We start from the raw sequence: 26,069 nt of genomic DNA on the forward strand, positions 1-26,069 counted from the left end.
CGCTCAAGGCGGCGCCGCTCGGCATCACGAGGTGACCATGCATCGCTCCCGAATCAACGGCATATTGATCGATTGTCACAGCGAGGATATCGACGCGGCGGCGCGCTTCTGGGCAGACGCGCTCGGCCGCCCGGTCGATCCCGATCATCCCGGGACGCGGGGCAACTACAGGATGCTGGCGACCCCGCCGGGCGAGATCAGCGTGCAGATCCAGCGCGTCGACCACGAGAGCCGCATCCATCTCGACATCGAGACGGACGATATTCCCGCCGAGGTCGAGCGTCTGGAAAAGCTCGGTGCGACGATCGATACGCAGATGGCGCGCTGGGTGGTCATGCGAGCCCCCACCGGCCAGCGCTTCTGCGTCGTGCGCGTCCAGCGTGATGGATTTGCCGACGATGCGAACAGTTGGGACCAGACGGCTGGGACGGATCGACATTCAAGCTTCTGAGCGCGGCAGGCGCCCTTTTTCGTGGACAGTCGTCATCCTGAACTTGTTTCAGGATCCATCGCGCTAATAAGCCCCGGTCTCGATGGCGAGATGGGTGCTGAAACAAGTTCAGCATGACGAAAGATGGCGGAGGCAACCCGCCGAATGTCAATCGGGGCGAGACGCTTCCGGAATTGCGCGAGGATGATATCATGACGAAGACCGTGCTGGCGATCGGTATCGATCCCGTCTTTTCTGATCTAAGCGCCTTCCCGACCCTGACGCCTGAAATCGTGCGCGCCTACCTCGATGACCAGATCGGCCGGATCGGCGCGCTCGGCTATGCCGTGGACAGCTGCCTGGTGGATATGGGCGCTACCGCCGCGGAGCAGGTCGAGGCGGCGCTGCGCGCGCGCAGCTACGATTGCATCGTGATCGGCGCCGGGCTGCGCGAGCCGCCCGAATTGCTGCTGCTCTTCGAGACCGTCATCAATCTCGTCCACAGCCTCGCGCCGCAAAGCCGGATCGCCTTCAACACCACGCCCGCCGACACCGCCGAGGCGGCGCAACGGGCAATGGGATAAGGTCCGCGCCAAGCGACCGATCCTCATCGGGTGCGATCGACACAGGCCAGTCTGACCCGGACGGGCCGTTGGCAGGGCAAGATGCGCATTCTTCTCGCGTTCGCCTGTCATTCGGTGAGGCCGTCCCGCGTTGTGAAATCGATGCGATCTCGCTTATAGCTTGTCGATGATCATCGAGCTCAGCGGACATGGCGGGGTCGGAAAGCTGACCATTGGCCGCGCCCTGGCCGACCGGATGAGCGGCCGATTGCTCGATAATCACACCATCTATAACCCCGCCTTCGCGATGACCACGTTCCGCTCGCCCGAGTTTTACGAGACGGTGCAGGCGGTGCGGACGATCGCCTTCGATCGAGCGGCGCAACTGCCCGCACAGGTGCCGATCGTCATCACCATGGCGACCGGCACGGCGCTCTGGTGGACGCGGGACTGGCAGGTCGCGATCCGCGATCTGGCCGACCGGCGCAGCGTTCCGCTCCTGGGCGTCCACATTCACTGCACGCTGGAGGAGAACGCCCGGCGCATCGCGGAGCCAACGCGCGCCCTCCTGCGCAAACTGACCGATCCGGCCAGTCTCAACGACGGTCTGGACCGTCCGGTGCTGCTGGATCATTGTGATCGGACGATGGACCTGGATGTGACTGCGCTGGATCCTGAGCAGGCTGTCGATCAAATCCATGCCTGGACAGGGATGTGCCCCGGAGTATGAGGGAAATCGGCGCTGTCCTACGACCCCCGCGCCATGCCATGGTCGGCTCATGTCCGTTTCGTCCATCAATCGGCCCATTCGCTCGACAAGAGTCACCGACCCCGGACTTTATTATGTTTACACCGTGACTTTCGTGACCTTCGGATCCCGGTCGCGTGAATTTGTGGATCAGTCGCGGACGCGCCGATGACCAGCCTCGCCACCACCGCGATCATCTGCTCCGTCCGCGCGCATGGCGAGCATGGCGCGATCGTCCGCGCGCTCACCGCCGAGGCGGGGCTGCTCCCCGGCTATGTGCAGGGTGGGCGTTCGACGCGGATGCGGCCGGTGCTGATGGCCGGCAATATCGTGCGCGGCATCTTCCGGGCGCGCACCGAGGATCAGCTTGCGAGCCTCTCGGCCGAATTGCTCCGCAGCCGGGGGCCTCTGCTCGGCGAGCCCTTGCCGGCCGCCGCGATCGACTGGGCCTGCGCCTTCACGGCGGCGACCTTGCCGGAGGGCCACCCCTATCCCGCGCTCTACAGCGCGCTCTCCGCCGTGCTCGACGCGGTCGAGGCGGCGCCCGCCGCACGGGGCTGGGCGGTGGCGCTGGTGCGCTATGAGCTGCTCGTGCTGGCGGAGCTCGGCTTCGGGCTTGATCTCTCCGAATGCGCGGCGACGGGCGCAACCGACGATCTCGCGTTCGTCAGCCCGCGCACGGGCCGGGCAGTGAGCGCGGCGGGGGCGGGCGTGCATGCGCAGCGGCTGCTGCCCTTGCCGGCCTTCCTGACCGTCGGTGGAGAGGCAAGCTGGGCGGACATCTTCTCCGGCTTCGCGCTCACCGGGCATTTTATCGAAACCAGCCTGGTCGACCCGCGTCGCGCCGAGATCCTCGCGGCGCGCGAGCGGCTGATCGAGCGTCTGAAAAGAGCGGTTGCGTGAGGGCGGGGGAGGTCACTAAGGCGCTCCGTCATTCCCGCCAACGCGGGAATGACGGAAGATGGAGTAGGGAAGCGCATGCTCGTAGCAATTCTGCCCGGTGACGGGATCGGCCCGGAAGTGACCGCGCAGGCCAGGCGTGTGTTGGATGCGCTCGCCGTGCCCGGCATGACCTATGAGAGTGCGCTCGTCGGCGGCGCGGCCTATCATGCCACGGGCCATCCGCTGCCGCCCGAAACGCTGGACCTTGCGAAGCGCGCCGACGCGATCCTGTTCGGCGCGGTCGGCGATCCGACTTGCGACAGCCTGGAGCGGGCGCTGCGTCCGGAGCAGGCGATCCTCGGCCTGCGCAAGGAACTGACCCTCTTTTCCAATCTGCGGCCCGCGAAGATGTTTCCCGAACTGGCCGACGATTCGACCCTGCGCCGCGAGATCGCCGAGGCGATCGACCTGCTCATCGTGCGCGAGCTGAATGGCGACGTCTATTTCGGCGAGAAGGGCATGCGCCGGACGGCGGACGGTCTGCGCGAAGGCTATGACATCATGTCCTATAACGAGGCCGAGGTGCGCCGCATCGCGCACAGCGCCTTCAAGGCGGCGCAGGCCCGGCGCGGCAAGCTTTGCTCGGTCGACAAGGCAAACGTGCTGGAGACTAGCCAGCTCTGGCGCGATGTGGTGATTGAGGTCGCGGCGGACTATCCGGACGTCGCGCTCAGCCACATGTATGTCGACAATGCCGCGATGCAGCTCGTGCGCAATCCCGGCCAGTTCGACGTGATCGTGACCGGCAATCTGTTCGGCGACATTCTCTCGGATCAGGCCAGCATGTGCGTCGGCTCGATCGGCATGCTGGCCTCCGCCTCGCTCGATGCGAACGGCAAGGGCCTGTACGAGCCGATCCACGGCAGCGCGCCGGACATTGCCGGGCAGAGCAAAGCCAATCCGCTGGCGACGATTCTCTCCGCCGCGATGATGCTGCGCTTCTCGCTCGGTCAGGCCGAGGCGGCCGACCGCATCGAGGCGGCGGTGGCGAAGGCCCTCGCCGGCGGCGCGCGCACCGCCGATCTGGGTGGTTCGCTCAGCACCAGCGCAATGGGCGATGCGGTGCTGGCCGCGCTTTAACGCCAGCTGTCGAGCCACATCCAGCGGTTGAAGTCCTGCGGATCGCCGAGCGGCGCGGCCGAGATGATCGGGTAGAATTCGAGGAACAGCAGCGCGCAGAAGCCGATCGCCAGCGCCGGGATCACCCGGTTGCCCGCCTGCCAGAAGGCGCGATCGAGCACCCCGGCGATGGCGAAGCAGAGCAGCAGCGAGGCCGGGAAGTAGTGGTAGTAGAACATCACCGGCTTGGGGATGATCACGAAGAAGGCGACCGATACGACCCAGAGCAGCGGAATGACCAGCAAGGCCGTCTGCCCTTGCCGCAGCCCCGCGTACAGGCAGAGCAGCAGCGCGACGAGGCCGCCCCAGCCGATCGCCGGATTGCCGATGAACAGCACGCCGCGCTGAATGCCGTCCAGCGGCTCGTAGAAGTACCAGATCGGCCGGATCATCAGCACCCACTGCCACCAGACGCTCTGATAAGTGTGTGAGGCCATCGGCGAGCTTTGCAGCTTGTACATCTCCCATTGCCGGGGAATGATCCCGCCCAGCGACACGGCGTCAAGCTGCAGGAAGAGATAGGGCAGGAAGCTCGCCAGATAGACGAGGATCGCGAACGGCCCGAGCCACATCAGCCCCTCGACGAAGGAGGTTTGCTGCGGTGTTGCGGACCGGTCCCGCCAGCGCAGGGCGACGTAGAGGCCGATCGCGGTGGCGACGAGTGGAATGGCCGTCCATTTGCAGGCGACTGCGCAACCCAGGAACAGCCCGGCGAGCATCAGGCGCGGCCGGCTGCGGAAGCCGTCGCGCCCCGCCGCCGCCATCATCCAGAAAGCCAGCATCAGGAAGCTCGCGACGAAGATGTCGAGCATGGCGATGCGGGACTGGATGAAGAGCATCGGGCTGACCAGCAGCAGCGCCCCGGTCATCGTCGCGGCGGCCCGCGTCGCGAGCAGCCAGCGCGCCGCCATCACGCCGGCAAAGACCAGCACCGCGCCGAAGACCACGCTCATGATCCGCCAGCCGAACGGATTGTCGCCGCAAAGGGCCATGCCGAAGCCGATCAGCCATTTGGCAAGCGGCGGATGCTCGGCGTTGGGCAAATCGGTGAAGGTCAGCAGGGTGCGGACCGCCGGCACATAGTGAGTCTCGTCGAAATCCAGCTTGGCGGGGTCGCTCAGGCGAAACAGGAACAGCGCAAGCGCGGCCAGCGCGAACAGGGCCGCGATGCCCCGATCGCGCCAATCCGGCGCGGTGAAGGGCCGTGCGGGTCGCGGCGCCGGGGTCATCTGGGGCGTCGCCGTCTGTGTCATGTTGCTCGCCATGGTTGACCACGCAAAGGGAGCGACTAGAAGCGGCCGCATGAAGAGACATAGTGGACAAGACCGCTCCCTCACAAGCCGCTGGCGTCCCGCGACGCAGGCGGTGCGTGGCGGCACCTGGCGCTCCGAGCAGGGCGAGACGAGCGAAGCGCTCTTCCTGACCTCAGGCTATGCTTATGACTCGGCCGAGGAAGTCGCCGCGCGCTTCGCGGGCGAGTCGAAGGGGATGCAATATTCCCGCTTCCAGAACCCGACCGTCCAGATGCTGGAAGAGCGCATCGCGCTGATGGAAGGCGCGGAAGCGTGCAAGGTCCAGGCGACCGGCATGGCGGCGATGACCAGTGCGCTGCTGTGCATGCTCAACCAGGGCGATCACGTCGTCGCCGGCCGCGCCGCCTTCGGCTCGTGCCGCTGGATCCTCGACAATGTGCTGAACCGCTTCGGCATCACCCACAGCATTGTCGACGCGCGCGACAATGATCAGTGGAAGGCGGCGATCCAGCTCAACACCAAGGTGTTCTTCTTCGAGACCCCGGCCAACCCGACGCTCGACGTCGTCGATCTCGCCTATGTCTGCGGCCTTGCCCGCGAGCACGGCATTCTGACGATCGTCGACAACGCCTTCGCCACGCCAATCCTGCAGCGCCCGATGGATTTCGGCGCGGACATTGTCGCTTACTCCGCCACCAAGCTGATGGACGGGCAGGGCCGCGTCCTCGCCGGCGCCGTCTGCGGCTCGGACGAGTGGATCAACGGCAAGCTCTCGCCCTTCCAACGCAACACCGGCCCGATCCTCTCCCCGTTCAACGCCTGGGTGGTGCTGAAGGGCCTGGAGACGCTGGAGCTGCGGGCGTTCAAGCAGTCGGACAATGCGCTCAAGGTCGGCAAGTTCGTCGAGACCCGCGTCGAGCGCGTGTTGCATCCCGGTCTGCCGAGCCACCCGCAGCATAATCTCGCGATGAGCCAGATGGCCGGTGCGGGGCCGATCTTCTCCTTCATCCTGGAGGACCGCAAGCAGGCGATGGCGATGCTCAACGCCCTGCAGATCGCCGACATTTCCAACAATATCGGCGACTCGCGCACCCTGCTTTGCCATCCCGCCTCGACCACTCACAACAATATGGGGCCGGAGAAGCGCGCCGAGGCGGGCGTCGAGGAAGGCATGATCCGCATCAACGTGGGACTGGAAGATCCCGACGACATCATCGACGATCTGGATCAGGCATTGACCGCCGTGGGCCTTTGATGAGGGTGTGTCCCGATACCCGACAACGGCCGGGACGGAGCGAAATCTGGCGCACGGCAAGGCGCGAGGAGGGAGCGATGCTTGTTCATCGTGACCGACGAGCAACGACGCCGTGCGCCAGATTTCGCCCGCCGCGCAGCGGTTGTGCTCGGCGGTCCGTCGGCTTCGTTCCTTGCTTGCGCGTAGCATTTGCTACGCGACTGCGCCGCGCTTCTCGCCGACGGACCGCCGAGCACAATCACGGCCATTGTCGGGTATCGGGACACACCCTAAGGTCCGGGCAGGTCACAGGACATCGCTCATGTCGAACACGCATCGCATAATGGACGCCTTCTTCCCTTATGCCGAGACGACGCAGCAAATCACCGTGCGCGTCGCGGTGACATTCCATGCCGAGAAGTCGGACCCGGAAATGGGCCAGTGGTTCTGGTGCTACCATATCCGGATCGAGAATGGCGGCCGCACGCCGGTGCAGCTCCTAACGCGCCGCTGGACGATCGCGGACGGGCGCGGCGCGCTCTTCCAGCGCGAGGGCAGGGGCGTCGTCGGCGAGGAGCCGGTGATCCAGCCCGGCGAGGCCTATGACTATGTCTCCGGCTGCCCGCTCGCCACGCCGACCGGCTGGATGGAAGGCAGTTACGCGATGATCGAGGGCGGCGGCGGCATGCTCGACGTGCGCATCCCGCGCTTCCCCCTGCTGGCGCCGGCGGTCTCGAATTGAAGCGCACCCATCTCCCGTTGAACGGCCTGCGCGTATTCGACGCGGCGGCGCGTCACCTGAGCTTCACCCGCGCGGCTGATGAGCTGGCGGTGACCCCGGCCGCCGTCGGCCAGCAGATCCGCGCGCTGGAGGACATGCTCGGCGTCGTCCTCTTCCGCCGCACCCCACGCGGCCTCGAGCTGACGCCGGAGGCCGAGGCGGGCCTCCCCGCGCTGCGCAGCGCGTTCCTGGAACTGGAAGAGTCGGTCCGCGCCATGCAGTCGGGCCAGAGCTCGCAGCATCTGACCATCGCCGCGCCGCGCGATTTCACCGCCAAATGGCTGAATGCGCGCCTCGCGAGCTATGCCGCCGTCGAGCCCGACCTGCATTTCCTGCTCGTCGCAGCCGACGAGGCGCTCGACTTTACCGAGGCCAATCTCGATGTCGCCATTCGCCTTGCCGATGGCCCCGGCGAGCATGAAGGCATCAAGCTGGGCGAAGGGCGTTTCGTCACGGTGAGCGCGCCGGACGGCAGGGGTGTCGACGCGCCGATCGCCTGGCCCGGCTGCCCGGGCGAGGACGGCAAGGCGATCATGCGGGTTGCCGATGCGGGCCTCGCCATCGACGCGGCGGCGAGCGGCTTCGGCCGCGCCTGCGTGCCCGAGCTGCTGGTCCGCGCCGACATCGACGCGGGTCGCGTCGCGATGGTCGGCGAACCGCGCGAGGGCACCGGCTACTGGCTGATCGCGCCGCTGCCGCAATGGCGGCAGAAGAAGGTCCGGGCGCTGGTGACGGCGCTCACCGGGGATTGAGACGCTTTCTCAAATAAATTGCGATCGCCGTCATCCAATGCGCCGTTCGGGCGTTGGGAAGATATGGCGGGCGAACAGGAAAAGGCGGCGGTCAAGGCGCAGGTCAAGCTTGCGCGCAGCGCCGGCAAGCTTGAAGAGAGCGCGGCGGTCCAGACCGACAGCGCGGATCGGCGGACCGAACTCGCGGCGGATCGAACGATCCTCGCAGCGGAGCGAACCTATGCGGCCTGGGTGCGCACCGGCCTTGCGGCGCTGGCCTCGGGCGTCGGCGCGCGCACGTTGCTCGATGGCGTGGTGACGCCCTGGCTGATCCTGTCGACCGGCAGCCTGCTCATCCTGTTCGGCGGATTTTGCTTCGTCGCCGCCATCTGGCGGCAGATGATCCGTGTCGCGCCGCCCCGACCGGACACGCCCCGGCTCCCGTCCGTGCTGCTCGTCGCCATCAACGGCTTCCTGATGCTGGTCTGTCTGGCCGCGCTGGTCGGTATCTGGACGGCCCGATGACGACGCCGCAATGGCTTTCGATCGGCACTTTGATCGGCATGATGGCGCTCTTTCTGTGGGGGCGCTTCCGCTATGACGTGACAGCCGTGATCGCGCTGCTGGCAGCGGTGGCGATCGGGATCGTCAAGCCCAAGGATGCCTTCAGCGGCTTTTCGGATGATATCGTCATCATTGTCGGCTCAGCGCTGGTCATGTCGGCCGCAGTGCAGCGTTCCGGCGTAATCGAACTGGCGCTCGGCTTCGTGGGGCGTCGCGTACGGCGCGTGCGGTCGCAGTTGCTGCTGCTGACCGCGTCGGTCGGCATCGCCTCGGGGCTCGTCAAGAATGTGGGGGCGCTGGCCATGTTGATGCCGGCGGCCGTCCAGATGGCAAAGAAGAATAGTGCCAGCCCGTCCGTCTTCCTGATGCCGATGTCATTCGCATCGCTGCTCGGCGGGCTCATGACCTTGGTCGGGACATCGCCCAATATCATCGTCAGCCGCGTGCGCGAGCGGATGACCGGCGAGCCGTTCGGCATGTTCGATTATTTCCCGACCGGCTTTGGCCTTCTGATCGTCGGCCTCGTCTTCCTGCGCTTCGGCTATCGGTTGCTGCCGCGCAGCCGCCGCGCCGCGCCCACGATGGGAGAGGCGCTGAACATCGGCGGCTATTCGACGGAAGTCACCATATCCGAGGGATCGCCGGCAATCGGCGAACGCATCGGCACCTTCCAGCGGCGGCACGAAGGCGAAGTGACGATCGCGAGCCTGCTGCGCGGAGGCAAGCGTCGTTCGACCCACGCCAATGCCATTCTGCACGAAGGCGACCTGCTGATCCTGAACGGCGAGCCCGATGCGCTGGAGCGCGTCATCGCCATCGACAAGCTCGCGCTGGAAGGCACGCAGCGCACGGTGCCGGAAGGGCGCGAACGGGACGAGATCGGTGTGATCGAGGCCGTGATCGGGGCCGATTCCGTCCTGATCGGCCAGACCGCCGTGGCGCTGCTCCTGCAGGAGCGTTACGGCGTCAATCTCATCGCCGTGTCGCGTCAGGGCAAGAACCTGACGCGCACCCTCGGCCGGACGCCGCTGCAGCAGGGGGATGTGATCGTGCTGCAAGGCCCGGCCAGCCTCTTGCCCGAACGTCTGGCCGAGCTGGGCGCCTTGCCTCTGGCGGAGCGCGCGATCCGGCTCGGCCGCAGCAAGCGCGGCTGGCTGCCGGTCGTCATCCTCGCGGCTGCGATGATCGCCACTGCGACCGGTACGGTGCCGGTGGCGATCGCTTTCTTCGCGGCGGCCGGCCTGATGGTGATCACCGGCGCGCTGCCGGTCGGGGAGGCCTATGAGGCGATCGAATGGCCGATCCTGATCATGCTGGGCGCGCTCATCCCGGTCAGCGACTCCCTGCGCACGACCGGCGCGTCCGATCTGATCGCGACCGGCCTTGCCCAAGCCGCGGCGGTGCTGCCGCCCTGGGGCGCCGTCGCCATGATCCTGATCGCCGCAATGGCCGTGACGCCGTTTCTCAACAATGCAGCGACCGTGCTCGTCATGGCGCCCATCGCCGGCGTGTTCGCGCATGATCTCGGCTATCGGCCTGAAGCCTTTCTCATCGCCACTGCAATAGGTGCCGGCTGCGATTTCCTGACGCCCATCGGCCACCAGTGCAACACGCTGGTGCTGGGGCCGGGCGGATATAAATTCAGCGATTATGCCCGGCTCGGCGCGCCGCTCTCGCTGCTCGTCGTGCTGGTCGGCACGCCGCTGGTGATCTGGACCTGGCCGCTCCACTGAGCGACCATGCGTCAGCCGTTCAGGAAGGCGGCGAGCTTGTCGAGCGACGAGGTCATGCCGGCTTGATGGTCCGCCGGATCGATGCCGGGCGGCACATCCTCGGCCGCTACTGAGACCAGAGTGCCGCCGGCCGCCGGAGCAAAGGTCCAGCGCATCGTCATCGTGCCGGCAAAGGCGGGATCGGCTGAGGCGAAGGTGAACCGCCAGACGATCCGTTCGTTGAGGGTCAGCTCGACAAATTGTCCCTCGATCGTGTCGCTGTCTTCCGTGGTCTTGCCCGCCGCCTTCTCGAAGACCAACGTCATGCGAAACGCGCCGCCAGGGTGCGGTTCGAAGCCATGCATGATGCCGCGCGCGCCCTCGGGCGGAAGCCAGCGTATGACTGCCGCCTTGTCGAGGAAGGCCGCATAGGTGCGCGGGGGCGGCACCTTGACGAGCCGTTCGGCGCGATCAACCCGGCCGGGCATCACTCGTCCCGCGCACGGACGTCGTGGCGGAATGCCAGCCCGACATTTGTCGCCGTCGCGTGATTTGGCATCGAGAGGAATTGCCTTTCAACTGGCCCAGGGCGAACGGACCAGTTTATCGAAATTCGGGCGCTAGAGCTGCTTCAGCCCCAGCAGGTCGCGCGATTCCGCCGGCGACATCGGCTCGTAGCCGAGCTCGCTCATGATGCGTACCTGGCGCTCGATGAGCTGCAGGTTGGTCGCCTTCTGCCCACGCGCATAATAATGATTGTCCTCCAGGCCGACACGGACATGGCCGCCCATCAGCAGCGCCTGCGTGGTCGCGGGCAACTGCGCCGGGCCGATGCCCGAAATGCACCAGATCGACTGGGGCGGCAGGCACTTCACCATGAAATTGAGGATGTCCATGCTGTAGGGCATGGCGCCCTGGAAGCCCTTCTCGCCGCCCAGCACGATGTTGATGTAGTAAGGCGGCTTGTCGTAGCCCTTCTCGATGAGGCGCGTGACGTCCTGCAGGATGTGATCGGGCGAGAAGACTTCCCACTCGGGCTTGATCCCCTTGTCGATCATCGTCTTGACCAGTTCCTCGCAGCGCGTCGGCGGGGTGAGCACCAGCACGTCGTGTCCGGCCATCGTGTCGACCACGGTCACGCCATCGAAGGTGCACATCTCCGCACCGCCGTCGGTGCCCTTCAGACGCTCCTCGAAATTATTCTCGAACCGGCCGTCCGCGCGCGGCTCCAGCATGTCGCCGGTATTGCCGCCGCCGGTCGAGTTGTTGGTGATGATGTCGCAGCCGGCGCGGATGCGCTCGTTGATGTCGCGATAGATGGCGGCGTTGCAGGTCGCCTGGTCGTCCGGGCGGCGGGCGTGGATCGCGGCGATCGCGGCGCCGGCCTTGGCGCAGGCGATGACGTCGCGCGCGATTTCGTCGGGCTGGGTCGGGAGAGCCGGGTTGGCGGACTTCATCGAGGTGCCCCCGGTCGGGGCGATGGTGACCATGCGGCGGTTGCTCATGTCTCTCTCCTGCAATTGGCGCGATCTCGTGCGCCTGCTGCCCAATCGGGGGGGCAGGGTCAAGCCATTGAGGACGAACGTTCCAAATTCACCCCTCCCTTTCAAGGGAGGGGTAGGGGGTGGGTGTCGCGAAGCGATCTGAAACGTTGCAGCCCCACCCCAACCCCTCCCCTGAAGGGGAGGGGCTAAAGAGGCGGTCACTCCACCCAATCCAGCCCGATGTCGCGATAGACCTGCCGGTCCTCGTCCCAGCCTTCCTTCACCTTGACGTGGAGATAGAGGTGCACCTTCACGCCGAGCAGCGCGCTGAGCTCCGCGCGCGCCTTGGAGCCGATCTCCTTGAGGCGCTGGCCGCCTTTGCCCAGGATGATGCCGCGCTGCGTCGGCCGGGCGACAAGGATCTGCTGGTGGATCTCGACCGATCCGTCCCCGCGTTCCTTATATTGCTCGGTCTCCACCGCGCTCTGATAGGGCAATTCCTCGTGGAGCTGGTGATAGAGCTGCTCGCGCGTGATCTCGGCGGCCAGCAGCCGGTCGGTGGCATCGGAGACCTGATCGGCCGGGAAATGCCACGGGCCTTCGGGCATGGCCTTCGCCATCGCCGCCTTGAGTTCCGGCAGCCCATCACCCGTGCTCGCGCTGACGTAGAAAGTCTCGGCGAAGGCGACGCGCTCGTGCAGTTTCTGCGTCAGAGTCAGCAGCTTCTCCTTGGCGGCGATGTCGACCTTGTTGAGGATCAACCACTTCACCTCGCGGCGATTGGCCAGCCCGTCGAGGATCGGATCCATCTTCGGCCCCAATCCCGCGCGCCCGTCCACCACCAGCGCGATGAGGTCCGCGTCCTGCGTCCCGCCCCAGGCCGATTGCACCATCGCCCGGTCGAGCCGTCGCCCCGGCGCGAAGATGCCGGGCGTGTCGACCAGCACGAGCTGCGTGTCGCCCTCCAGCGCCACGCCCATCACGCGCACCCGTGTCGTTTGCGCCTTCGGGCTGGTGATCGCCACCTTCTGCCCGACCAGCGCATTGACCAATGTCGACTTGCCCGCATTCGGGGCGCCGACGACGGCGATGATGCCGCAACGTTGCGTGGAGATTCCTTCGATAACCAACTAATAACTCCGTTCGCCCTGAGCTTGTCGAAGGGCTCTACTTCTCTTGCTTCTTTTTCGCGAGCGCCGATATCAATGCCCAGTCACCTCGGATTAGCGCCAGCTTCTTCGCGCGGCTCCATCCCTTAAGTTTGCGTTCTGCCTCGAGCGCTTCGGCCCGCGTGCCAAATTCCTGCGACCAGACCAGCTTGACCGGCAGGCGTGTCGCAGTGTGGGCGCTGGCAACGCCTTGGTCATGCTGTGCAATCCGCTGATCGAGCGCGTCCGTGTGCCCGACATAGAAGCTGCGGTCCGCGCAGTGGAGCATGTAGGTCCAAAAGGGCATCGCCGAATTAAAGAACAAGGAGAGCCCTTCGACAAGCTCAGGGCGAACGGATGATGAGAGAAGGGGGGTGAGGAAACGCGGCGTTACCCCTCCAGCCGCTCCAGCAAGGCCAGCGCCGCCGCTGTCTCCGCCTCCTGCTTCGAGCTGCCTTCGCCGCGCGCCTCGCCCGCGCCGTTGATGGAGACGCTCACCGTGAAGCGCAGCGCATGCTGCGGCCCGCTGCGGTCGATCAGCGCATAGTCCGGCGGCTTGCGGTTGTTCGCCGCCGCCCATTCCTGCAGTGCCGACTTGGGATGTTTGGGCGCGCTCGCCTGGCCCTCGACCATCGGCTCCCACAGGCGCTTCACCAGCGCGCGCGCGGCCTCCATCCCGGCGTCCAGATAGAGCGCGCCGATCAGCGCCTCCATGACGTCGCCCAGCACATTGTCGCTGTCGATCGCGCCGTCGTCGCGCGCCTGTTTGCCGAGGCGCAGGAAATGGCGCACGCCGATCTCGCGCGCGATCGCCGCACAGGCGTCTCCCGCGACGAGCTGGTTGAAGCGGCGGGAGAGCTGACCTTCCTTCTCGTCGGGAAAGCGCGCGTAGAGCCAGTCGGACATGGTGAGGCCGAGCACCCGGTCGCCGAGAAACTCCAGCCGCTCATAATTGACAGCGCTGGCGCTGCCATGGGTGAGCGCCTGCTCGTAGGGCGCAAGATTACCCGGCGGGCTGCCGATCAGCCCGCTCAGCCACTCGCGAAGACTGCCGCCGCTCAAAAGCCCCGATCCCTGAAAATCCGCGCCCTCAAAACCCTTCCCCGATGCGCTCGGGGCGGGTGGCGCCGAACCAGGTCCACGGCAGCAGCAGGCTGGCCGACCCGTCGGTCGAGAAGAAGCTGACCATCGCACGGCCGACCAGATGGTCCATCGGCAGCGCGCCGACCCCGCCGCTCTCCACCGAGATGCGGCTGTCGGCGCTGCGATCGCGATTGTCGCCCATCACGAAGACATGTCCCTTCGGCACCACATAGACGCCGGTATTGTCGGCCGGTCCGTCGATCAGGTCCAGCACTTCATAGCTTTTTCCGTTGGGCAGCGTCTCGCGATAGCGCGGATAGCGGCAATGGCGCGCGCCCATGGCGTCGGAAAACTCGAATTCCTCCCGGAAGCAGGGCGAGAGCGCCCGCTCGTTTCGTGCGGCGGCGACCATGTTGGGGCTGACCGGGATGACCAGATCGGCAACGCGCCGCTTGGGGATCGCCTGGCCATTGAGGAAGACGATGCCGCTGCGCACTTGGATATAGTCGCCCGGCAGGCCGATCACGCGCTTGATCCAGTCCTCGTCCGGATTGCGCGGCGCGGCGAAGACGACGACGTCGCCGCGCTCGGGCACGCTGCCCAGGATGCGGCCGTCGAACAGATGCGGATGGAAAGGCAGGCTGTAGCGCGAATAGCCATAGGGCCATTTCGACACGAGCAGATAGTCGCCGATCAGCAGCCGCGGCTGCATAGATTCCGAGGGGATATTGAACGGCGAGACGAGCAGTGAGCGGAACAGGACGACGACCAGGGCCAATTTCACCAGAAACGAGATCAGATCCCAGGTTTCGGACTTCTGGGACATGAAGATTGGGCTTTCGTGGCTGGGAACGGATTGTGTCATGCGGCGCCGTGTCTTTGCGAGCCGCCGCCCGGCACGTCAAGCGCGAGAGCGAGGCCCGTTCTTCCTCTTTTCGCCCGGAACAGTTCGTCCCTTCGCACGTGCAAAAGTCCCGCGAAGCCGATAAGCCACCCTCAGCAACCGACCACGGAGCCTCCCCTCATGCTCGACCAAGCCAAGATCGCCGACTGCTGGAGCCAGCTCAAGGGGATCGCCGTCCCGGATCTGCGCGGCCTGTTCGAGGAGGATGCCGATCGCTTGCCGAAGCATCTCGTCGAGGAAAGCGGCCTGCGCTTCGATTTCTCCAAGACGCATCTGTGGGAAGCCAGTCTCGTCGCGTTCGAGGAACTGGCGGCGGCTGTCGATTTCACCGGCATGCGGGCCGCCATGTTCGCCGGCGAGGTGATCAACACCACCGAGGGCCGCGCCGTCGAGCACACCGCCGAGCGCGGCGAGGGCAATGCCGAGAGCGTTGCGGCCGCGCGCGAGCACCAGCGGCGCATGCGCACGCTCGTCGACGTGATCGAGGCCGGCGCGCTCGGCGAGATCAGGCATATCCTCCATGTCGGCATCGGCGGCTCGGCGCTGGGGCCGGACCTGCTGGTCGACGCTCTGGCGCGTGACGCCGGCCGCTACGACGTTGCGATCGTCTCCAATGTCGACGGCGTCGCGATCGAGGAGGCGATGGCCCGGTTCGATCCGCACCACACGCTGCTCGTGGTCGCCTCCAAGACCTTCACCACCACCGAGACGATGCTGAACGCGGCCAGCGCCATCGAGTGGATGCAGGAAGCCGGCGTCGAGGATCCCTATGGCCAGGTGATCGCGCTCACCGCTTCGCCGGACAAGGCGATCGAATGGGGCGTCGACGAGACGCGTATCCTGGGCTTTTCGGAGAGCGTCGGCGGGCGTTACTCGCTCTGGTCGTCGATCGGTTTTCCTGCCGCGCTGGCATTGGGCTGGGACGGGTTCGAGGCGCTGCTGGAGGGCGCGGCGGCAATGGACCGTCATTTCCGCCACGCCCCGCTGCGCGAGAATGCGCCGGTGCGCGCCGCCTTCGTCGATCAATTCTACTCGCGCGTCATGCTCTGCCAGACCCGCGCCGTCTTTGCCTATGACGAGCGGCTGCGGCTCTTGCCCTCCTATCTCCAGCAGCTCGAAATGGAGAGCAACGGCAAGTCGGTGAAGGCCGACGGCACGCCGACCTATGGCCATACCGCCGCGATTACCTGGGGCGGAGTCGGCACGGACGCGCAGCATGCCGTGTTCCAGCTCCTCCACCAGGGCACCCACATCGTCCCCGTCGAGTTCATCGCCGTGACGGAAGCGGGCGACGCGCTCGATCCCGCCCATCACCAGACCTTGCTGGTCAATTGCTTCGCGCAGGGCGCCGCGCTGATGCAGGGGCGAGAGAATGCCGCCGATCCCGCGCGCGCCTATCCCGGTAACCGTCCCTCGACCACGATCCTCCTCGACGCGCTCACCCCCCACGCGCTCGGCGCACTGATCGCCTTCTACGAGCACCGCACCTTCACCAACGGCATCCTCATGCAGATCAACAGCTTCGACCAGTTCGGCGTCGAGCTCGGCAAGGAGATCGCTAGGTCGATCGAGAAGGACGGGGCGAGGGGCTTCGACCCCTCGACCATGGCGTTGATCGAGCGCGCGCTGGGGTAGGGCGCAATCCAATGAATGTCTGCCGGTGGAAAGCAGTCATAAGCCCCTCCTCTTCAGAGGAGGGGCTCGTTAAGTCGTCATGTCCTGATCGTCCGCTATCGGGCGGAGCTCCCGCCGCAGGGCCGGAGTTCTGCCTCTGGCGCCAAGCCCGAACCCAAATTCCCGCGCGGATTCAGTCGACTCGATTGACAGCGCGGCGACCGCAAGAAATAGCTGGCCACGGAACAATTTATCCCAAAAGTTGAATTAGGAAGAGGGCAGCCGACATGAGTGACCCAACCGAGTCCGGTGCGCAAACGCCGACGCTGACGACGCAGGATTATATCGACATCCAGCAGCTGAATGCGCGCTACGCGATGGAGATCGATGATTATGAGGGCGACGGCTACGGCTATGCCGATCTCTACACCCCGGACGGGACATTCGGCGTGTCCGAGAAATGGGGCGATCCCGGCACGACGTTCGCGCGCACGCGCGATGAGCTCGCCACCGCAGCCGGAGGCGGCCCCGATGGTCGCCAGCCGGCCCGTTTCGGCACCAGCACCCATATCATCTGCAACCTGATCATCGAGCCACGGCCGGGCGGCGCCTGGGGCCGCTGCAAATTGCTCGCGATGAAGCTCGACGAGGATCCGATGCGCAACGAGCCGCAGGGCGGCTATGAGGATTTTTATGTGAAGACCGACAAGGGATGGCGCTTCAAGTCGCGCGTCCATGTCTTCCCGAACATGCGGCAATCACTGCAGTTCGGCCCGACGAGCAAATATGCCCTGCCACCGAAGCAGGGCTGAGGCGCTGCCGACCTGAGGCGACCGCCCCCGGGGTCGGGCGGCAAATCGGGGAGTTGCATCCCTTTTCGTCACGGCGTCACTCCATGAAAGAGGACGCCGGCTGCTTTCGGGAAACTTGAATGTCGATCCGCCCGGGGGGCGGTCGGTGAACCGGCGTCGCCGGTCAGTCCATCGGAGGAGAGGATCATGCGAACACACAAGCCCCGGCTGACGCCCTTGCGGGACGATGAGCTCGATGCCGAGCAGGACGCGGCCGTCGCGCCCTATCGCGCCAATGGTGGGGACATCGGCATCACGCGCACGATGCTGCGCCACGCCGCAGCGCTCAAGGCCTATAATCCGCTCGGCGTCTATGTCTTCAACTCGCCGAGCAATACGCTGGCGCCGCGCGACAAGGAGATCCTGATCATGCGGACGGCCTGGCGCTGCCGGTCCGGCTATGAATGGCACTATCACGTCCTTCTCGGTCGCCGCGCCGGCGTGACCGAGGAAGAGATTGCCGCGCTCAGGCTGCCGGTCGAGGAAGGCGGCTGGAGCCCGCGCGACGCGGCGCTGGTCGCCACGGCCGATGCGCTCGTCGCCGATCAGTTCGTGCCGGACGATGTTTGGGCAGAGCTCATCAAGCATTTCGACGACAAGCAGTGCATCGACGCCATCTTCGCCGTCGGGCTCTACACCTTCGTCGGCATGTTCCTGAACACGCTGGGCATCGAGCTGGAGAATGGCGCCCCGATCGATCCGGATCTTGATCTGCGGCCATGAGGACGGATAATCTTGTCCTACAACAAGCCCGGATGTCAGGCTTGCGACTTTCCGCTCTTTGAACCGTCCATCATCCGACCGCATCAGCGCACCGGCGGCTGTGTCGCGCCCGGACTTTTCGAAAATCACCATGCGCGATATGTGCGATGTTCGTGAAGGTTCGAGGCGAAAAATGGGAGGAATCCCCCATTTCTCTCATGCGATCATCACGCGGAAGTTCACACGTTCATCGCCGGACACTATCAACGTCATTAGCAAAATTGCTTTGCCGCCGGGCCTTCGCGCTCCCATATGCGCGCCGTGACATCATCCGGTGGTAGGGAATTTTCATGAGCGACTATGATTTCGACCTGTTCGTGATCGGCGCGGGGTCCGGCGGCGTGCGCGCGTCGCGAGTCGCGGCGAGCCATGGCGCCCGCGTTGCGGTGGCCGAGGAGCATAAGGTCGGCGGCACCTGTGTCATCCGCGGCTGCGTCCCCAAGAAGCTGCTCGTCTATGGCGCGCATTTCGCCGAGGATCTGAAGGACGCGCGCAATTTCGGCTGGAAAGTCCCCGATTGCGCGTTCGACTGGCCGACCCTGCGCGACAATGTCATTGCCGAGGTGAGCCGTCTGGAGGGCCTCTATCAGCAGACGCTCGACAACAACAAGGTCACGACGTTCCACGAGCGCGCGACGATCGAGGGGCCGCACGAGGTCCGCCTCGCCAGCGGCAAGCTCGTCACCACGAAATATATCCTCGTCGCGACGGGCGCCTGGCCGGTCATCCCGGACGTTCCGGGCGCCGAGCATGCCATTACCTCCAACGAGGTCTTCCATCTCGAGACCATGCCCAGGCGCGTCACCATCTTCGGTGGCGGTTATATCGCCAATGAGTTCGCCGGCATCTTCCACGAGTTCGCCAGCGACGTGACCCTGGTGCTGCGCGGCGACCAGATGCTGCGCGGCTATGACGAGCAGATCCGCGACAGGCTGCTCCAGATCAGCCTCGCCAAGGGCCTCAAGTTTCGCTTCAACGCCACCTGCGAAAAGATCGAGAAGCAGGCGGACGGCTCGCTCAAGGTGTTCACCGGCACTGGCGATCCGATCGAGACCGATCTCGTGCTCTTCGCGACCGGGCGCGCACCCAAGATCGACGGGCTCGGCCTCGACAAGGCCGGCGTCGAGATCGAGAAGGGCGCGATCAAGGTGGACGAGTATAGCCGCACCAATGTCGAGAGCATCTATGCGGTGGGCGACGTCACCAATCGGGTGCAGCTCACGCCCGTCGCGATCCGCGAGGGTCATGCCTTTGCCGACACCGTGTTCGGCAACAATCCGCGCACCGTCGATTATGGCTGCATCCCCTCGGCGGTCTTCTCCAATCCGCCGATCGGCGCGGTCGGCATGACCGAGGCGCAGGCGCGCAACAAGCTCGGCTCGGTCAAGATCTACACGTCCGATTTCCGCCCGATGAAGAATGTTCTGGCCGGCCGCAACGAGCGCAGCCTCTACAAGCTGGTCTGCAATGCCGAGACCGATCAGGTGGTCGGCATCCACATGATCTCGCCGGACGCGCCCGAGATCCTCCAGGCGGCCGCGATCGCGGTCAAGGCGGGCCTCACCAAGGCGGATTTCGACGCGACCGTCGCGCTCCACCCGAGCATGGCGGAAGAACTGGTCCTGATGCGCTGAACGGGGCGAGCGCATGGTCAACGGTCCGTTAACCATGCGCTCCTATCGTCCTCGCGACCAAAGCGAGGACCCGCATATGACATTCGGCACCTTCCTGACGCCCGACCGAGACCTCGAGACGCTGGCCGAGCCCAATCTCAAGCTTGGGATCCGAACCTTCACCGGTGCGCGCGCGCTTGACGACGTCAGGCAGTTCAGGGGCCAGAATCGCATCTTCGACGCGATCATCGATCGGCTGGATGCGGTCGAGCTGACCTGCGAGGATCAGTGCACCGCCCAATATTATTTCGACATCGTCCGGACGCTCCGGGATTTCCACGGCGAGTTCTCCCGCGTCGTCGAGGTCGGCGTCTATATGGGCGGGTCGACCTCCGTCCTGGCCGGCTGCATCGAGCCCTTCGGGTGCGACCTCGACCTCGTCGATACGAGCGACGTCTATCTGCGCTACGCCTACGAGCGCGCGCGCCGCATGTATCCGCATCTCGCCCACCGCATCCGCATGTTCCACGGCGATCTGCCGAGCTACGTCCGCCACGTGATGATGGAAGAGCGGCCGCAACAGACGATCGTGCATCACGACGGCGCGCATGCCTTCAATCAGGTGGTGATGGACATGGCGTCATTGTCCTATGTCCGCGAGCAGCTCTGCGCGATCATCACGCAGGACACGCATCTGCGAGGCAGCCCCAAGCATATGAACTTTGTCGACATGGCGCTCTATGCCGTGTTCGGCCTCGATCTCAACTATGCGCCGATCGGCGCCGTGCATGAGTTCATGACGATGCCGGACAATTTCTTCGGAAATTATGTCCGTGCCGGTGTGCCCGAGGGCTTCGTGCTGCCCATGTCGGTTAATGAATTCGTCTACCCGCACCAGTTCGCGAACATGGACGATTTCCTGCCCGCGCGGCAGGCGAACCAGCGCGCGGCCGCCTGAGGCGGGACGGCTCGTAGCCGCCTAGATAAAGGTCAGCGCATTCGGCAGGCGGGGTGACGGCAACGGCGGCATGAAGTCGCTGATGTCGTCGTCCGCTTCGGGCAGGGTCACGGCCGAGCCGGCATATTGGTCGCGACGCACCCTGTCACGGCTGACCTCCCTCAACAGTGTCAGGAAAGTCAGGGACTGGGAGCAGAGGCAGCTTTTGTCGAAGCAGGCGACCACGCCATACTCGAATGCCTGTGCGCAGACGGCGGCGTCGCGCTTGGCGGAGCTTGAAACCACGATCACTTTCATGGCGTTCCAGGGATCGCGGATCTGCTCCTGTGCCCCGTCGAGGAAAGCGAAGCCATGCCGGCTTCGCAGGGCCAGGTCCAGCAGGACGATGTCCGGCCGGATGGCGGCGATCTCGTCAAGCGCGTCGTCGACGTCGGCGGCTAACCCGCATACGTCGAAGGCCGCGTTCCGCTCGATCAGCGATTGCATCATCGCGCGGATCGTGAGCGAGTCGTCGACAATATAGACGCTCATATGTTTCATCTGCTGGTCCTTCTCGTCCTTGAGTTGAAGGACGGGCGCGGGCCGAAGATGTTTAGCCGTTTGAGACGAAGCGTTGAGCCGCCTAACCGACGCTATAGGGGAGTATCCCGCGGCGCGCCGGATCGATCCGAATCGGCCGGTCGAGCGGTGGAAAGGCGCGATGCCCGCAGGTTTCGCGCGGGCACAGGCGGCACGAGGGGCCGATCGGCGTAGGAGCCGCTTCGTCGGTGAGGCGCAGACCATCGGCGTAGATGACATGTGAGGCATGCTCGACCTCGCAGCCCAGTGCCAACGCGTAACGGCGCGGCGCCCGGCCATAGCCGCCCGACGGCTTGACCAGTCCTCTGGCGATGATGACGTAGCGCGTCCCCTCGGGCATCTCGGCAAGCTGCACGAGGATCCGGTCCGGAATCGCCACGGCTTCATGCACGTTCCAGAGCGGGCAGGCGCCGCCGAACTGCGCGAAGTGGAGCCGTGTGGCGCTGTGGCGCTTGATGATGTTCCCGGCCATGTCGACGCGGCAGAAGAAGAACGGGACGCCGCGCAGGCCCGGACGCTGCAGCGTCGCGAGGCGGTGGCATGCCTGCTCGAAGCTGACGCCGAACCGGGTGGCGAGCGGCTCGACATCGTGCCGCAGATCGCGCGCCGCCTGGCGGAAAGCCCCATAGGGCATGAGCAGCGCGCCGGCGGCATAATTGGCAAGGCTGAGCAGCAGGAGCTGCTCGGTCGTCGGATCGCCGAACCCGGCCTCCTCCGTGATCTCCGCCATCTGCGCGTCAAGCTCGAGCTGCATGAGCTGGTTGGCGAGCTGGAAGGCGCGGCTCGGCGGAGGGAGGGCGGCGCGGACCGTCAGCTCCCGCGTCGCGGCGTCATAGGCGCGCAACGTGCCGGCGTCGCGCGCGCTGAACCGGGTGCGGCAATCATGGCGTCGCGACAGGGCGTCGATCAGTCGCGCCTCATTACCCATGCCCTCCAGCCCGAGCTGGCGGCTCAGATCCTCCGCCGCGATGTCGAGGGCATGGACGTAATTGTCCGTCTCGTGGAACCAGTCGCGTACAAGATCCCAGGGCGCCCGTGCGCCATCCGCCGCTGCCTCCTCGACCATGGCAAGCCGGTCCTGCGTCTGGCGCAGGGCGTGATGCAGCTCGACATAGCGCGCCGCGAAATCGGGATAGTGCAGATGCAGCCGCTCCGCCCGCTCGGGATCGGGTGGCGGCGAGCCGAGGCCCGGATTGGCGAGCGCCCAGTTGAACGCGCCGAGAAGCTGTTCTTCCGGCCGCTCGTCGAAACCGGACCAGTCGAGCGGGAAGGCGCCGGCCAGCGCCGCCTTCACCTTGGCGGTAAGGGGCCGGTCGTCATTTTCGAGCTGGGAGAGATAGGAGATGGAAATGCCCAACAGCCGCGCCATCGCCGCCTGGTCCATGCGCGCGTAGCGCCGCAGCTGGCGGACCTTCTGGCCGACGAAGAGGCGCGTGCCGCGGGGCATCGGCATGGCGTAGTTTGCGAAATGCCATTTTGCAAGTTCGCAAAGATCAGAAAGCGCCGGCACTGATCGACATAGTGGGACCGGCTGCCTATGAATGCGCAATCATCCGCAGGCTCCCCGATCGAGCCGCGACCCAGCATCTTAGGACGAGCTTGTCATGTCTGATCCCACCCTCATCCTCTCTTATGCCCGCACCCCGATGGGCAGCTTCCAGGGCAGCCTTGCGCCCGCCAGTGCCACGCAGCTCGGAGCGGCTGCCGTTCGTGCTGCCGTCGAGCGCGGGGGCGTCGATCCTGCGACCGTCGAGCGCTGCTACATGGGCTGCGTGCTCCCCGCCGGTCTTGGACAGGCGCCTGCGCGGCAGGCGGCGCGGGGCGCAGGACTGCCCGACCATGTCGAAGCGACGACGGTCAACAAGATGTGCGGCAGCGGCATGATGGCCGCGATGATGGCGGCTGATGCGATCGCTGCCGGCTCCGCCGACATCATCGTGGCCGGTGGCATGGAGAGCATGTCCAACGCGCCCTATCTCATGAAGAAGCATCGTGCCGGCGCCCGCATCGGCCACGACACCATCTATGATCATATGATGCTCGACGGCCTGGAGGACGCCTATGAGCCGGGCAAGGCGATGGGCGTGTTTGCGGAGGCCACGGTGCGGGACTATCAGTTCACCCGCGAAGGGCAGGACACCTATGCGATCGAGTCTCTCATACGCGCTCAAAAAGCACAAGCAAATGGCTGGTTCGACAAGGAAATCGTGCCCGTTGACGTCACGACCCGCAAGGGCAGCGAGACGATCGCCAGGGACGAGCAGCCGCTGAAAAGCGACCCATCCAAGATCCCAGGCCTGCGCCCCGCTTTCGCCAGAGACGGGACGATCACCGCCGCCAATGCCAGCTCCATCTCGGATGGGGCCGCCGCGCTGCTGCTGGCGCGGGCGTCGGTAGCGGACGCGAAGGGCCTGAACCCCGTCGCGCAGATCGTCGCGCATGCCGCCCACGCCAAGCTGCCTGCCCAGTTCACCACCGCGCCGATCGGCGCGATCGAGAAGCTGCTCGCCAAAACAGGCTGGAGCGTCGCCGATGTCGACCTGTTCGAAATCAACGAGGCCTTCGCCTGCGTGACGATGGCGGCGATGCACGATCTCTTTATTCCACACGAAAAGGTGAACATCCATGGCGGCGCCACCGCGATGGGCCACCCCATCGGCGCCTCGGGCGCGCGCATTCTCGCGACCCTGCTCGCGGCGCTGGAGCGCACCGGCGGCAAGCGCGGCGTCGCGTCGCTCTGCATCGGCGGCGGCGAGGCGACGGCGATGGCCGTGGAACTGCTCTGATGTCCGAAGTCATCCTCCAATCGGCCCTCGATGAAGGCGTCCTGACCCTGACGCTTGATCGCCAGACACGGCTGAACGCGCTCTCGACCGACCTGCTTGCCGGGCTGTTGACCGCGCTCGACGAGGGTGTCGCCGCGGGCGCCCGCGCGGTCCTGATCACGGGCGCCGGCCGTGCTTTCTGCTCCGGCGCCGATCTGGCCGGCGATGGCGGCGTGACCGCCGATCTCGGCGATACGCTGACCGCATATTATCATCCGCTGTTCGATCGGATCGCGGCGCTCGACATTCCCGTGGTGAGCGCGGTCAACGGCCCTGCGGTGGGGGCGGGTGTCGCGCTGGCGCTGGCGGCCGATATCGTGGTCATGGCGCGCTCCGCCTATCTGCAACTCGGCTTCGTCAATATTGGGCTGGTGCCGGATGCGGGCGCCACCTGGCTGATCGCCAAGAGCGCGGGCCGGGCCAAGGCGCTGGAAATGGCCTTGCTCGGCGAGCAGATGACGGCGCAGCAGGCGCAGGATGCCGGCCTCGTGGCGCGCGTGGTCGACGATAGCTTCCTGCTCCCCGATGCGCTGGCCATCGCCCGCAAGCTGGCTGCCGGGCCGACGATCGCGATCGGCCTCATCCGCAAACAGGTCGCCGCCGCGCTCAACCAGACGCTCGCCGAGACGATGGAGCAGGAAGCCGGCAACCAGACGCGCGCCGGCCGCACCGCCGATTTCCTGGAAGGCGTGACAGCCTTCGTCCAGAAGCGACCGCCGATTTTTCGCGGGCAATGAGATCTATAATCATGGACCGACGAAACCATACAAGACGCGGGCACGACCCTCGGGCATAGACGGATCGTCTGCGCGCCGTCCGGCGCCGCGCAAAGGGAGGACGTCAATGACGCAGAAGATCGACACGTTGGCCATTCACGCCGGGACCGCGCCGGATCCGACCACCAATGCCCGCATCACGCCGATCTACCAGACGGCTTCCTATGTGTTCGACGATGTCGATCATGCCGCGCGGCTCTTCAATCTCGAACAGTTCGGCAATGTCTATACCCGCCTGATGAACCCCACCAATGCGGTGCTGGAGGACAAGATCACGGCGCTGGAAGGGGGCGTCGCCGGGCTCGCCGTCGCTTCGGGCCATGCCGCGCAGTTCATCGCCTTCCACACGCTGATGGAGTCGGGCTGCCATATCGTCGCGGCCAAGAAGCTCTATGGCGGCTCGCTCAACCAGATCGGCCACAGCTTCAGGAAGTTCGGCTGGACCTCGACCTTCGTCGACGCCGATGATCCGGCAAACGTCGCGGCCGCCATCACCGACAAGACGCGCTGCGTCTTCATCGAGAGCCTCGCCAATCCGGGCGGCGTGGTGCAGGATATCGCCGCGATCGCCAAGGTCGCGCATGATGCGGGCGTGCCGCTGATCGTCGACAATACGCTGGCGACGCCCATCCTCTGCCGCCCGATCGAGCATGGCGCGGACATCGTCGTGCATTCGACGACCAAGTTCCTCAATGGCCATGGCAATTCGATCGGCGGGCTGATCGTCGATTCGGGCAGGTTCGACTGGGCGAAGTCGGGCAATTACCCCTCGCTGACCCAGCCGAACCCCTCCTATCACGGCATGGTGCTGAACGACGCGCTGGCGCCGATCGGCCCGATAGCCTTCATCATCGGCTGCCGCGTGCTCGGCCTGCGCGATCTCGGCCCGGCCATGGCGCCGATGAACGCCTTTCTGACGTTGACCGGCATGGAGACGCTGGCGCTGCGCATGGAGCGGCATTGCAGCAACGCGCTGGCGCTGGCGCAGTGGCTGCAGCAGCATCCCAAGGTGGACTGGGTTTCCTATGCCGCGCTGCCCGGCGACAAATATCAGGCGCTCTGCCAGCAATACCTTGGCGGCAAGGGCGGGGCGGTGTTCACCTTCGGCGTCAAGGGCGGCTATGAGGCGGGCGTCAAGATCGTCTCGTCGGTCAAGCTGTTCAGCCATCTCGCCAATATCGGCGACACGCGCTCGCTGATCATTCATCCGGCTTCGACGACGCACCGCCAGCTTGAGGCGCAGGAACTGATCGATGCCGGCGCCGGGCCGGACGTGGTCCGCGTCTCGGTCGGCATCGAGCATATCGACGACATCATCGCCGACCTGTCGCAGGCGCTGGATCAGATTTGACCCCCTTGCGAACGACCGAATGAAACGCCGTTCGCCCTGAGCTT

At 65.7% G+C, this 26,069-nt stretch carries 27 protein-coding genes; 18 read left to right on the forward strand and 9 right to left on the reverse strand.

From position 1 onward, the window contains the following. Positions 1-37: 37 nt before the first annotated feature. The 5 genes from KK488_RS11845 (at position 38) to leuB (ending at position 3,763) form a co-directional block, all read left to right on the forward strand. Positions 38-451: a VOC family protein gene (locus tag KK488_RS11845; protein ID WP_214623764.1), complete on the forward strand. Its 414-nt coding sequence runs from the start codon at positions 38-40 to the stop codon at positions 449-451. Between the two features lie 191 nt (positions 452-642). Further along, complete coding sequence (locus tag KK488_RS11850; protein WP_250890318.1) at positions 643-1,014, forward strand: hypothetical protein; 372 nt, start codon at positions 643-645, stop codon at positions 1,012-1,014. 166 nt (positions 1,015-1,180) lie between these two features. Beyond that, a complete protein-coding gene (locus KK488_RS11855) occupies positions 1,181-1,723 on the forward strand; it encodes an AAA family ATPase (RefSeq protein ID WP_214623766.1) in 543 nt (180 codons plus the stop codon). 186 nt (positions 1,724-1,909) lie between these two features. Next, complete coding sequence (gene recO, locus KK488_RS11860; RefSeq protein ID WP_214623768.1) at positions 1,910-2,644, forward strand: DNA repair protein RecO; 735 nt, start codon at positions 1,910-1,912, stop codon at positions 2,642-2,644. A gap of 75 nt (positions 2,645-2,719) precedes the next feature. Then, positions 2,720-3,763 carry a 3-isopropylmalate dehydrogenase gene (leuB, locus tag KK488_RS11865; protein ID WP_214623770.1) on the forward strand — a complete coding sequence of 348 codons (1,044 nt, stop codon included), beginning with the start codon at positions 2,720-2,722 and terminating at the stop codon, positions 3,761-3,763. Here leuB and KK488_RS11870 read toward each other — a convergent pair. Continuing rightward, positions 3,760-5,055, reverse strand: coding sequence for a glycosyltransferase family 39 protein (locus KK488_RS11870; RefSeq protein WP_214623772.1), 1,296 nt, complete (start codon positions 5,053-5,055; stop codon positions 3,760-3,762). The two genes, leuB and KK488_RS11870, sit on opposite strands and share 4 nt — an antisense overlap. A 49-nt stretch (positions 5,056-5,104) precedes the next feature. Between KK488_RS11870 and KK488_RS11875 the strand changes: the two genes are divergently transcribed. The 5 genes from KK488_RS11875 (at position 5,105) to KK488_RS11895 (ending at position 10,098) form a co-directional block, all read left to right on the forward strand. After that, positions 5,105-6,310, forward strand: a complete 1,206-nt coding sequence (locus KK488_RS11875; RefSeq protein ID WP_214623775.1) for a trans-sulfuration enzyme family protein — start codon at positions 5,105-5,107, stop codon at positions 6,308-6,310. 322 nt (positions 6,311-6,632) lie between these two features. Further along, on the forward strand, positions 6,633-7,031 hold the full coding sequence (gene apaG, locus KK488_RS11880; RefSeq protein WP_214624028.1) for a Co2+/Mg2+ efflux protein ApaG: 399 nt from the start codon (positions 6,633-6,635) through the stop codon (positions 7,029-7,031). After that, entirely contained in the window at positions 7,028-7,822 is a 795-nt protein-coding gene (locus KK488_RS11885) for a LysR family transcriptional regulator (RefSeq protein WP_214623777.1), read from the forward strand. The genes apaG and KK488_RS11885 overlap by 4 nt, the downstream gene beginning before the upstream one ends. A gap of 63 nt (positions 7,823-7,885) precedes the next feature. Next, on the forward strand, positions 7,886-8,326 hold the full coding sequence (locus KK488_RS11890) for a YidH family protein (RefSeq protein ID WP_214623778.1): 441 nt from the start codon (positions 7,886-7,888) through the stop codon (positions 8,324-8,326). Then, the gene (locus KK488_RS11895; RefSeq protein ID WP_214623780.1) at positions 8,323-10,098 is read left to right on the forward strand and encodes an SLC13 family permease; all 1,776 of its coding nucleotides are present in this window, start codon (positions 8,323-8,325) and stop codon (positions 10,096-10,098) included. The genes KK488_RS11890 and KK488_RS11895 overlap by 4 nt, the downstream gene beginning before the upstream one ends. Before the next feature lie 11 nt (positions 10,099-10,109). On the opposite strand, the gene KK488_RS11900 is transcribed toward KK488_RS11895, so the two are convergent. The 6 genes from KK488_RS11900 to lepB all read right to left on the reverse strand — a co-directional run bounded on the left by KK488_RS11900 (position 10,110) and on the right by lepB (position 14,618). Continuing rightward, positions 10,110-10,565: an SRPBCC domain-containing protein gene (locus tag KK488_RS11900; protein WP_214623782.1), complete on the reverse strand. Its 456-nt coding sequence runs from the start codon at positions 10,563-10,565 to the stop codon at positions 10,110-10,112. Positions 10,566-10,697: 132 nt separating this feature from the next. Then, complete coding sequence (locus KK488_RS11905) at positions 10,698-11,582, reverse strand: beta-keto acid cleavage family enzyme (protein WP_214623784.1); 885 nt, start codon at positions 11,580-11,582, stop codon at positions 10,698-10,700. Between the two features lie 197 nt (positions 11,583-11,779). Continuing rightward, positions 11,780-12,685 carry a GTPase Era gene (gene era, locus KK488_RS11910; RefSeq protein WP_214624029.1) on the reverse strand — a complete coding sequence of 302 codons (906 nt, stop codon included), beginning with the start codon at positions 12,683-12,685 and terminating at the stop codon, positions 11,780-11,782. Positions 12,686-12,728: 43 nt separating this feature from the next. Then, positions 12,729-13,016, reverse strand: a complete 288-nt coding sequence (locus tag KK488_RS11915) for a GIY-YIG nuclease family protein (RefSeq protein WP_214623785.1) — start codon at positions 13,014-13,016, stop codon at positions 12,729-12,731. A gap of 83 nt (positions 13,017-13,099) precedes the next feature. Next, positions 13,100-13,771: a ribonuclease III gene (gene rnc / locus KK488_RS11920; protein ID WP_214623787.1), complete on the reverse strand. Its 672-nt coding sequence runs from the start codon at positions 13,769-13,771 to the stop codon at positions 13,100-13,102. A 28-nt stretch (positions 13,772-13,799) separates the two neighbouring features. Next, positions 13,800-14,618 (reverse strand): signal peptidase I, encoded by an 819-nt coding sequence (lepB, locus tag KK488_RS11925; protein ID WP_214623789.1) that lies wholly within the window; start codon positions 14,616-14,618, stop codon positions 13,800-13,802. Between the two features lie 198 nt (positions 14,619-14,816). Here lepB and pgi point away from each other — a divergent pair, with 198 nt between their 5' ends. The 5 genes from pgi to KK488_RS11950 all read left to right on the forward strand — a co-directional run bounded on the left by pgi (position 14,817) and on the right by KK488_RS11950 (position 20,494). Then, entirely contained in the window at positions 14,817-16,331 is a 1,515-nt protein-coding gene (pgi, locus tag KK488_RS11930) for a glucose-6-phosphate isomerase (RefSeq protein ID WP_214623791.1), read from the forward strand. Positions 16,332-16,597: 266 nt separating this feature from the next. Continuing rightward, positions 16,598-17,122 carry a nuclear transport factor 2 family protein gene (locus KK488_RS11935; protein ID WP_214623793.1) on the forward strand — a complete coding sequence of 175 codons (525 nt, stop codon included), beginning with the start codon at positions 16,598-16,600 and terminating at the stop codon, positions 17,120-17,122. A gap of 186 nt (positions 17,123-17,308) precedes the next feature. Continuing rightward, positions 17,309-17,884, forward strand: a complete 576-nt coding sequence (locus KK488_RS11940) for a carboxymuconolactone decarboxylase family protein (protein ID WP_214623795.1) — start codon at positions 17,309-17,311, stop codon at positions 17,882-17,884. A 329-nt stretch (positions 17,885-18,213) separates the two neighbouring features. Continuing rightward, positions 18,214-19,557 (forward strand): glutathione-disulfide reductase, encoded by a 1,344-nt coding sequence (gor, locus tag KK488_RS11945; protein ID WP_214623797.1) that lies wholly within the window; start codon positions 18,214-18,216, stop codon positions 19,555-19,557. Between the two features lie 76 nt (positions 19,558-19,633). Further along, positions 19,634-20,494: a class I SAM-dependent methyltransferase gene (locus KK488_RS11950; protein WP_214623799.1), complete on the forward strand. Its 861-nt coding sequence runs from the start codon at positions 19,634-19,636 to the stop codon at positions 20,492-20,494. A gap of 21 nt (positions 20,495-20,515) precedes the next feature. On the opposite strand, the gene KK488_RS11955 is transcribed toward KK488_RS11950, so the two are convergent. Further along, positions 20,516-21,034, reverse strand: a complete 519-nt coding sequence (locus tag KK488_RS11955) for a response regulator (protein ID WP_349356883.1) — start codon at positions 21,032-21,034, stop codon at positions 20,516-20,518. Between the two features lie 82 nt (positions 21,035-21,116). Further along, positions 21,117-22,520 carry a helix-turn-helix domain-containing protein gene (locus tag KK488_RS11960; protein ID WP_214624030.1) on the reverse strand — a complete coding sequence of 468 codons (1,404 nt, stop codon included), beginning with the start codon at positions 22,518-22,520 and terminating at the stop codon, positions 21,117-21,119. A 157-nt stretch (positions 22,521-22,677) separates the two neighbouring features. On the opposite strand from KK488_RS11960, the gene KK488_RS11965 reads away from it, so the two are divergent. From KK488_RS11965 to KK488_RS11975, 3 genes are all read left to right on the forward strand, one after another. Continuing rightward, positions 22,678-23,859, forward strand: coding sequence for an acetyl-CoA C-acyltransferase (locus KK488_RS11965; RefSeq protein WP_214623803.1), 1,182 nt, complete (start codon positions 22,678-22,680; stop codon positions 23,857-23,859). Next, positions 23,859-24,635 carry an enoyl-CoA hydratase-related protein gene (locus tag KK488_RS11970; protein WP_214623805.1) on the forward strand — a complete coding sequence of 259 codons (777 nt, stop codon included), beginning with the start codon at positions 23,859-23,861 and terminating at the stop codon, positions 24,633-24,635. Before KK488_RS11965 ends, KK488_RS11970 begins: the two co-directional genes overlap by 1 nt. A 106-nt stretch (positions 24,636-24,741) precedes the next feature. Beyond that, on the forward strand, positions 24,742-26,025 hold the full coding sequence (locus KK488_RS11975; RefSeq protein ID WP_214623806.1) for an O-acetylhomoserine aminocarboxypropyltransferase: 1,284 nt from the start codon (positions 24,742-24,744) through the stop codon (positions 26,023-26,025). The last annotated feature ends 44 nt before the right edge of the window (positions 26,026-26,069 follow it).

Origin of the sequence: Sphingobium nicotianae, assembly GCF_018603885.1 — a bacterium.
Taxonomy (GTDB): Bacteria; Pseudomonadota; Alphaproteobacteria; order Sphingomonadales; family Sphingomonadaceae; genus Sphingobium; species Sphingobium nicotianae.

Bases quoted from the DNA above. Each gene is read 5' to 3' on its own strand.
- KK488_RS11845 (WP_214623764.1), top strand. From the start codon at position 38: ATGCATCGCTCCCGAATCAACGGCATATTGATCGATTGTCACAGCGAG.
- KK488_RS11850 (WP_250890318.1), top strand. From the start codon at position 643: ATGACGAAGACCGTGCTGGCGATCGGTATCGATCCCGTCTTTTCTGAT.
- KK488_RS11855 (WP_214623766.1), top strand. From the start codon at position 1,181: ATGATCATCGAGCTCAGCGGACATGGCGGGGTCGGAAAGCTGACCATT.
- recO (WP_214623768.1), top strand. From the start codon at position 1,910: ATGACCAGCCTCGCCACCACCGCGATCATCTGCTCCGTCCGCGCGCAT.
- leuB (WP_214623770.1), top strand. From the start codon at position 2,720: ATGCTCGTAGCAATTCTGCCCGGTGACGGGATCGGCCCGGAAGTGACC.
- KK488_RS11870 (WP_214623772.1), bottom strand. From the start codon at position 5,055: ATGACACAGACGGCGACGCCCCAGATGACCCCGGCGCCGCGACCCGCA.
- KK488_RS11875 (WP_214623775.1), top strand. From the start codon at position 5,105: ATGAAGAGACATAGTGGACAAGACCGCTCCCTCACAAGCCGCTGGCGT.
- apaG (WP_214624028.1), top strand. From the start codon at position 6,633: ATGGACGCCTTCTTCCCTTATGCCGAGACGACGCAGCAAATCACCGTG.
- KK488_RS11890 (WP_214623778.1), top strand. From the start codon at position 7,886: ATGGCGGGCGAACAGGAAAAGGCGGCGGTCAAGGCGCAGGTCAAGCTT.
- KK488_RS11895 (WP_214623780.1), top strand. From the start codon at position 8,323: ATGACGACGCCGCAATGGCTTTCGATCGGCACTTTGATCGGCATGATG.
- KK488_RS11900 (WP_214623782.1), bottom strand. From the start codon at position 10,565: ATGCCCGGCCGGGTTGATCGCGCCGAACGGCTCGTCAAGGTGCCGCCC.
- KK488_RS11905 (WP_214623784.1), bottom strand. From the start codon at position 11,582: ATGAGCAACCGCCGCATGGTCACCATCGCCCCGACCGGGGGCACCTCG.
- KK488_RS11915 (WP_214623785.1), bottom strand. From the start codon at position 13,016: ATGCCCTTTTGGACCTACATGCTCCACTGCGCGGACCGCAGCTTCTAT.
- lepB (WP_214623789.1), bottom strand. From the start codon at position 14,618: ATGTCCCAGAAGTCCGAAACCTGGGATCTGATCTCGTTTCTGGTGAAA.
- pgi (WP_214623791.1), top strand. From the start codon at position 14,817: ATGCTCGACCAAGCCAAGATCGCCGACTGCTGGAGCCAGCTCAAGGGG.
- KK488_RS11935 (WP_214623793.1), top strand. From the start codon at position 16,598: ATGAGTGACCCAACCGAGTCCGGTGCGCAAACGCCGACGCTGACGACG.
- KK488_RS11940 (WP_214623795.1), top strand. From the start codon at position 17,309: ATGCGAACACACAAGCCCCGGCTGACGCCCTTGCGGGACGATGAGCTC.
- gor (WP_214623797.1), top strand. From the start codon at position 18,214: ATGAGCGACTATGATTTCGACCTGTTCGTGATCGGCGCGGGGTCCGGC.
- KK488_RS11950 (WP_214623799.1), top strand. From the start codon at position 19,634: ATGACATTCGGCACCTTCCTGACGCCCGACCGAGACCTCGAGACGCTG.
- KK488_RS11955 (WP_349356883.1), bottom strand. From the start codon at position 21,034: ATGAAACATATGAGCGTCTATATTGTCGACGACTCGCTCACGATCCGC.
- KK488_RS11960 (WP_214624030.1), bottom strand. From the start codon at position 22,520: ATGCCCCGCGGCACGCGCCTCTTCGTCGGCCAGAAGGTCCGCCAGCTG.
- KK488_RS11965 (WP_214623803.1), top strand. From the start codon at position 22,678: ATGTCTGATCCCACCCTCATCCTCTCTTATGCCCGCACCCCGATGGGC.
- KK488_RS11970 (WP_214623805.1), top strand. From the start codon at position 23,859: ATGTCCGAAGTCATCCTCCAATCGGCCCTCGATGAAGGCGTCCTGACC.
- KK488_RS11975 (WP_214623806.1), top strand. From the start codon at position 24,742: ATGACGCAGAAGATCGACACGTTGGCCATTCACGCCGGGACCGCGCCG.